1 protein-coding gene is annotated in these 301 nt (G+C 76.4%); it reads left to right on the top strand.

Annotation, left to right across the window (positions count from 1 at the left end):
- Positions 1 to 51 precede the first annotated feature (51 nt).
- Positions 52 to 301 (top strand): nSTAND1 domain-containing NTPase (locus PUR53_RS00645; RefSeq protein WP_329907011.1); only part of this gene is annotated, 250 nt, incomplete at its 3' end.

Raw genomic sequence — 301 nt, 5'->3', positions numbered from 1 at the left:
CCGGTTTTCATGCGCCGGCGACCACCGCGCTCGACCCACCCGCGGACCCTCTTGCCCTCCACGCCGCTCTTCCGAGCGGGCCGCGACGTACGGACCCCTGCTGACCCCCGCGGCGGACTGGGCGGCGCGATCGCGGCGAGCGCCGAGGAGGTGTACGGGCAGCTGTCCGCGTCACAGGCCGCGGCCGCCCGGCAGCTGCTGCTGCGGCTGGTCGAGCCGGGCCGGGGCACCGTCGACACCGGGCGCCCCCTGACCCGGGCCGAACTCCTGGAGTGGTCCCACCCCGATGTGCACGTGGTGG

It is taken from the genome of Streptomyces sp. SP18BB07 (genome assembly GCF_036322545.1).
In the GTDB taxonomy this organism is placed as follows: Bacteria; Actinomycetota; Actinomycetes; order Streptomycetales; family Streptomycetaceae; genus Streptomyces; species Streptomyces deccanensis.
The sequence above is the reverse complement of the archived record's forward strand: the minus strand, read 5'-3'. Positions and strand labels throughout refer to the sequence as shown.